Annotated in this window: 7 protein-coding genes and 1 tRNA gene; 5 read left to right on the forward strand and 3 right to left on the reverse strand. The window is 48.1% G+C overall.

The window, feature by feature from the left end:
* Positions 1 to 275: 275 nt before the first annotated feature.
* Positions 276 to 848, forward strand: coding sequence for a type IV pilin protein (locus ACQY18_RS06120; protein ID WP_428039229.1), 573 nt, complete (start codon positions 276 to 278; stop codon positions 846 to 848).
* Positions 849 to 1,036: 188 nt separating this feature from the next.
* Here the strand turns inward: ACQY18_RS06120 and ACQY18_RS06125 are convergent, their stop codons facing one another.
* The 3 genes from ACQY18_RS06125 to ACQY18_RS06135 are packed head-to-tail and all read right to left on the reverse strand — an operon-like array spanning position 1,037 to position 3,329.
* A complete protein-coding gene (locus ACQY18_RS06125; RefSeq protein WP_428039230.1) occupies positions 1,037 to 1,804 on the reverse strand; it encodes a polysaccharide deacetylase family protein in 768 nt (255 codons plus the stop codon).
* Entirely contained in the window at positions 1,804 to 2,571 is a 768-nt protein-coding gene (locus ACQY18_RS06130; protein WP_428039231.1) for a polysaccharide deacetylase family protein, read from the reverse strand. Before ACQY18_RS06130 ends, ACQY18_RS06125 begins: the two co-directional genes overlap by 1 nt.
* Entirely contained in the window at positions 2,568 to 3,329 is a 762-nt protein-coding gene (locus ACQY18_RS06135; RefSeq protein ID WP_428039232.1) for a glycosyltransferase family 2 protein, read from the reverse strand. Before ACQY18_RS06135 ends, ACQY18_RS06130 begins: the two co-directional genes overlap by 4 nt.
* Positions 3,330 to 3,579: 250 nt before the next feature.
* On the opposite strand from ACQY18_RS06135, the gene ACQY18_RS06140 reads away from it, so the two are divergent.
* From ACQY18_RS06140 to ACQY18_RS06155, 4 genes are all read left to right on the forward strand, one after another.
* Positions 3,580 to 4,185: a tetratricopeptide repeat protein gene (locus ACQY18_RS06140; RefSeq protein WP_428039233.1), complete on the forward strand. Its 606-nt coding sequence runs from the start codon at positions 3,580 to 3,582 to the stop codon at positions 4,183 to 4,185.
* Positions 4,186 to 4,261: 76 nt separating this feature from the next.
* Positions 4,262 to 4,335: transfer RNA gene (locus ACQY18_RS06145), tRNA-Met, on the forward strand.
* A 139-nt stretch (positions 4,336 to 4,474) separates the two neighbouring features.
* On the forward strand, positions 4,475 to 5,188 hold the full coding sequence (locus tag ACQY18_RS06150; RefSeq protein WP_428039234.1) for a hypothetical protein: 714 nt from the start codon (positions 4,475 to 4,477) through the stop codon (positions 5,186 to 5,188).
* Positions 5,189 to 5,200: 12 nt separating this feature from the next.
* On the forward strand, positions 5,201 to 5,473 hold the full coding sequence (locus tag ACQY18_RS06155; RefSeq protein WP_428039235.1) for a hypothetical protein: 273 nt from the start codon (positions 5,201 to 5,203) through the stop codon (positions 5,471 to 5,473).
* Positions 5,474 to 5,787 lie beyond the last annotated feature (314 nt).

Below are 5,787 nucleotides of genomic sequence, written 5' to 3' on the forward strand. Positions count from 1 at the left end.
TGCAATGAAAAAAGTAAGGCGGGTTTGGGGCGCCGCCCCAAGAGTAAAAGCAAAAAATTTTATCTAAAAAGCATAAAAATACACACTGTTTAATCGGGCGGCTCGTCGGGGAAATATAAAAATAAGTAAAAATCAATAAAAAATAAAAGGGCGCGGAAAAGTTTTTTAGGAAAAATTATCCTTAAAATATGGGGGCTTTGCCTGCCGTTATTTAATAGGGGTTGTTTTGTTTTTTTTTTTTGATAAATTTTGTTATAAGCAAAATTTATCAAAAAATGAGGTTTTACATGAAAAACGCAAATATAAGCCGTTTAGGCGGCTTTACGCTGATTGAGTTGTTAGTCGTCGTACTCATTATCGGCATTTTGGCCGCTATGGCACTGCCTGAGTATTCTAAGGCGGTGGAACGCTCCCGTATGGCGGAAGCCGTCACACTCATGGACAGCGTTGTTAAATCCCAACGCCGCAAATATATGCAAACCAACCGCTATGCGGAAGATTTCCGTGGTTTAGATGTTTCCCCCAAGGGGGCAAGTGGGAGAACGTATTTCACCGATGGGGACCCCGAAAATTACGGAGCCGGTGGAAATGGGTTTTCGATAACGCTACAAGGAGTTGATTATGTACAGGCGACTCGTCGGTTTGATGGAACCCCGTGGTCCCCATCGTTGCGATACCAGTATAACTTGATACGCTATTATCATGGTGATAATGTCATGTGCAGAAGCAACAGCCTAGTCGGGCAAAAATTATGTGCGGACTTTTGCGGGATTGACTCGCCTACGACTTACTGTTGTAATAACGGAACGATTGGGCGGTACTGCCTTGGCAGTTATAGCGGATTTTGAAAAAAGGCTCTCTGTTTGGTTGTAATAACGGAACGCTTGGGCAGGACTGCCTTAACCCCACTGACAACTAATCTGTCCGCGCTTTGTGCGCGTTATAGCACCGTTTAGCACACTTTTACACCCCGCCCAAGGCCACGTGCCCAAGCGGGGCAGTTTTATTTATAGGGAAAATTCCCAAACAACCCAGTTTATCCGCGGGTTAATTTGGCGCGCAAACGCAGTAAATTTAGTCCACCGCATACGGTATGTAAAGGCGTTTCCAACCGGGCAGGCAAAAGGTTTGCGCCCCGGCTCCGGCTCAAGCGCACCGCATAGCCTGCGGCGGCTACTTGTTGGTCCAGTTCTTTAGTGGGCACACTTTGCGGATAAAAAAACGTGTTTACCGTCAGCTGATAGGTATGTTGCAAGCGGTAGCGCGCCTCCCGGGCCTGCGCGGCGGCGGTTTCCTGCGGCAAAGCGTTTAAGTCCGCATACGTTAAGCCGTGCGAGGCAAAGCTGATTAGCCCGCTTTTTTGCAACTGGGCCAATTCTTCCGCCGTTAACGTGTTTTGCCAGGGGTCTTTATAGGGGTTCTGCCACGCATTGTATTGGCCGATATAATCCGCACACAAACAAACGCACGCTTTTTGCCCGCGTGCTTTTAATAGCGGAAATACCGTTTTATAAAAACTTTCCAGGCCGTATTCAAACACCAGTAAAACCGGCCTCGGCGGCAGTTGCACGCCTTGTTTGGCGGCTAATAAATCTTCCGGCACAATAGCGGTAAAGCCCCATTTTTGCAGGGCGTTTAGGCGCTTTTCCAACGCTTGCGGGGAAATATAGCCTTTGCCGGAGCCTATTTTGCCAAAGCGCAAAACGGTTAAAACCGGGCGGCGTTTCTTCCAGAACGGAAAGTAAAGCGCACACCACCCGCCCACGGCGGCAATACCTAAAAAAATCAATGCGTATTTCATCATTAAAAACGGCTCCGGCCCCGGGTGACTTGTAAAGTAAAATCAAGCGCGCTTTCCCCACCGCGCGGGAACGCCCGCTTAATGGGTTTATGCGGGTTTAAGGGCCAGGGGTTTACGCCTTTTTTGGTGCTGAAATCATACACAAATCCGGCTTGCAAAACCAGCGCCCGCACGCGCTTATCAAACGCGCCCGCCCCAAACGGATAGCAAAACGCGTCCGGCACAAAACCAAGTTCCTTTTGAATAGTGGCACGGCTTTGGGCCAGTTCGCGGATAATCTCTGCATCGGAAATTTTGCGCAAGCGTTGGTGCGTGGCGGTGTGGGAGCCAAACTCCACCCAGCCGGAGGCTTGCATTTCCCGCGCTTGTTGCCAGGTAATAAAGCCGGGCGTGCCGATTTTTTCCGTAATCAAAAAGATGACGGCCTTGATTTGGTGCTTTTTTAAGAGGGGGAATAACGTGGTGTAATTGTCTTGGTGGCCGTCATCAAAAGTAAGCATGACCGGGTTTTGGACGGACGGATTTTTCAGCTCCGTAAGCCCGATAGGCGTTTTGCCTAATTTTTTTAATACTTCCAAATGGCTTTCAAACTGTTGCGGGGTGACGGTAAAGGGGTATTGCCCGTCGGTGGGGGCCGTTATGGCCACATGGTGATACATAAACACCGTAAGCCCTTTTTTGGGGGGGAGCCACCAACATAATTTCCGCGCCGGCACATAAAAAGCCGCCGCCAAAAACGGCAGAACCAGTACGCCCAGTAGCCACATCATACGGAGCGTTTCTCCCACAGAAACCAAAGTTTCATATATTTAACAAATACATAAAAGGCGGAAAAACTCGCCCAAATAAAGCCGCGTATGCCGTCCAACACGCCCAATTTTAACAGGTAGCGTTTCAAAAATTCAAACGGAATGGTAATCAGCACGAACGGCAAGGAAAATTTCCGCCCGTTTTTATACATTTGTTCCGCCGCTAAAGAAGTGTAATGGTTTAATTTGCGGAAATAGGTTTCTATGGAATCGTACGAATAATGGTTAATGGCGTTTTTTAAGTTGCCCACCGTGCCTTTTACTTCCAGCCCCTCGTGTACCAGCCCGCCCACATAATGCGCGTTTTTGGTGCGCACCAAACGCAGGTGGTGTTCTTTATTTAAGCCGCTGTGGTTCATTTTTTTGCCTAAAAAATAGTTGGAAAACGGAATATTAAACCCGCTGTGCGGCGTGTTTTGCACTGTGCGGCGTATTTCCTCTTTCAAGGCGGGGGATAAGGTTTCGTCGGCATCTAAATTAAGGGCCCAATCCCCATTTACTTTAGAAAGGGCAAAATTCTTTTGGTTGGCAAAACCGTCAAAATCCCGGCTGAACACAATGGCACCCAATTCGCGGGCGATTTCTTCCGTGCGGTCTTGGGAGCGGTCATTGACTACAATAACTTCATGCACCAAACCTTTGGTGCTTAAAATACATTTAGCCAGTTTGGCTTCTTCGTTATGGGCAATAATAAATAAAGTGATGCGCGGTGTCGTCATAAAAAACCTCTTACCCTATTTTATCATAAAAGGCACCCCGCTAAATAGGGAAACCCCCCTGGCAGGGTTTTGGACCAGAGGGGTTTGGGGGATTAAAACATTTAGGAGGTTGATTACTATACTTTTAGAATACCTGTTTTTTAGTGTTTGCAAAAGGGCCCTTGGGCCCAAAAAAACATTTTTTTGTACCTAGAAGATTTTGGGCCTTTTGTTGTATAATTTGGTAGGACCTTTTGAAAGGGGGAAAAATATGACTAAAAAAATTTTACTGTTTACTTTAATTTGCGCGGGGCTTGCCGCGTGCCAAACCTTGCCCACCGCCAGCGAATATTTAACCCGCGGGGACGGCTTTGTGAAAGACGGCAAAATCCCGCAGGCGATTAAAGCGTATAATAAAGCCCTGGCTATGAACCCGGATTTGACCGCCGTGTATGCCTCCCGCGGGGCGGCGTACTTTTTCTCCGGGGATTATGCCCGCGCACAGGAAGATTTTTTGACCGTAGTGGAAAAGAACCCTTATCAGGCGGACGGATACACGGCGCTAGGCTCCGCTTTGGCGGCGCGGGGGGATTATCAAAATGCTATTAAAATGTTTGATATTTCCGTTCGCCTTAATCCGAGCAAGCCGGAAACGTTCTTTTCCCGCGCGGGCGTATTTTTGATGTTGAAAGAATACGATAAAGCCATTGCGGATTATACGTCCGTCATTTTGTTGGCTCCGGCGGCGGATGTGTATAACGCGCGCGGCGCGGCCTATTTGCAAAAAGGCGAACAGGAAAAAGCCCAAAAGGATTTTATCACCGCCAGAAACGGCGCCATGCCGGATAAATTGAACGATTACCGCATGATTGATTAACCGCACTCCCCGACGGAGAAAATAAAAATCTTGCACGGGTACTAAAAGTTTTGTTATAATAATTAAGTCAGATTTAGTCACCGTAGCTCAGTTGGTTAGAGCGAGCGTTTCATAAGCGCTAGGTCGGTGGTTCGAACCCACCCGGTGACACTTTTATTACCCCCGTTTTTAAGCGGGGGTTTTTTATTAGGGGCGGCTTGCGCGGCCCAAAAAGGCCGAGCCCGGTAAAAAGCAGTGCAAAAATCAAAAAAATGTATTATATTATATATTGTACGGAGATTTTTTTATTATGATAAAAAACATACCTACCCTTTGTGTTGTTTGTGCCTTATTGGCCCCGGCGGCATACGCCCAGTCCACCTGTGAAACCCGCGTGGACCGCAATTTGGATAAATCCACCCAGCAAAAGGTGGAATACTGCCTGACCCCGGAGCCGGAAAAAGCACCTAACGAGCCGCGCGTGGTGTATTTTTCGTCTTATTATGTGTCTTCCCCCAAACCTAAAGACAAGGTTAAAATCCCGCGCTATATTAAGCAGCCCGGCAAAAAATATAAAGAAGAACCCCTTTCCAGAAACCGGGAATATTGGGAAGCCGTTGTGTATCCGCTATTTGAAAACGACACGCTGTCCTCCCAAGATGAGCGCGACGTAAACGCCGCCGTGTTGGAGCTGTTCCCGGGGTCTACTTTCCAAATGCCGCCCACGGGCAGTGCCCGCACCATTATTGTTATGCGCCGCAAAGGGGAGCCCGGCCAATACGAGGGCCCCGTCACGGTAAAATACGACGGCAAAGAAGTGACCCTTACGGATAAAGGCGACGGCACTTTTGAAATACCGGGCACCGAGGCGGAAAACGACGGCGTACCGTTGAGCGGGTATTTTGCGTACGAGGCTTCCCCCAAGGCGGCTAAAAGAGCGTCCGCCCCGGCGTATCAGCCGTCTGTGCGGTTGGGGTCGTCCGCCGGAAACCCGTATTTCCCGGCTAATCAACAGGCTAAGTAGGAGTTTACTTTTATGCACAAATTATTTGCTTACTTAAAAAGACCGTACGAACAGAAAGGTTTTATTATCGGTACGGTGGATACTTGCTTAAAAGCCGTCACGCTTTTTGTGTGGGGGTATTTGACGGTAGTGCTGTGCGCGTTGTTTTTTAATTCCATGATGTTGGATTATAACCCGATGAATAAGATGTGGTGGTTTTCTTACTGCTTTTTAATCTTTTTCGGGGCGACGTTGCTGGCGTATATACTCCTCTTTGTCCGCACCTACAACGAAGATGAGGAATAACGGCTGGTGGTAAGTTTAGAGATTAACGCACAAGGGGAAAAATAACATTTTTCCCCTTGTTTGCGTTTGATGGGCCACATTTTTCCATATTTGGCCGTCTGGTCGGTCCCTAGGGGCTTATGTGGCATATAGCCACACCGCGCCCCTACTAAAGCCCGCCCATACGGCGCAAATCTGAAAAAACAGCCTGCGAACAATAACTCTTGTACTGGCACGAAACAGAAACGCTAAGGAAGAACGGCGGGCGGCTGGTGGCTGGTGGTAAGTGGGGATTTTAATGCGCGGGGAACAAAATAACATTTTGTTCCCCGTTC

This window comes from Candidatus Avelusimicrobium faecicola (assembly GCA_900540405.1).
Lineage (GTDB): Bacteria > Elusimicrobiota > Elusimicrobia > Elusimicrobiales > Elusimicrobiaceae > Avelusimicrobium > Avelusimicrobium faecicola.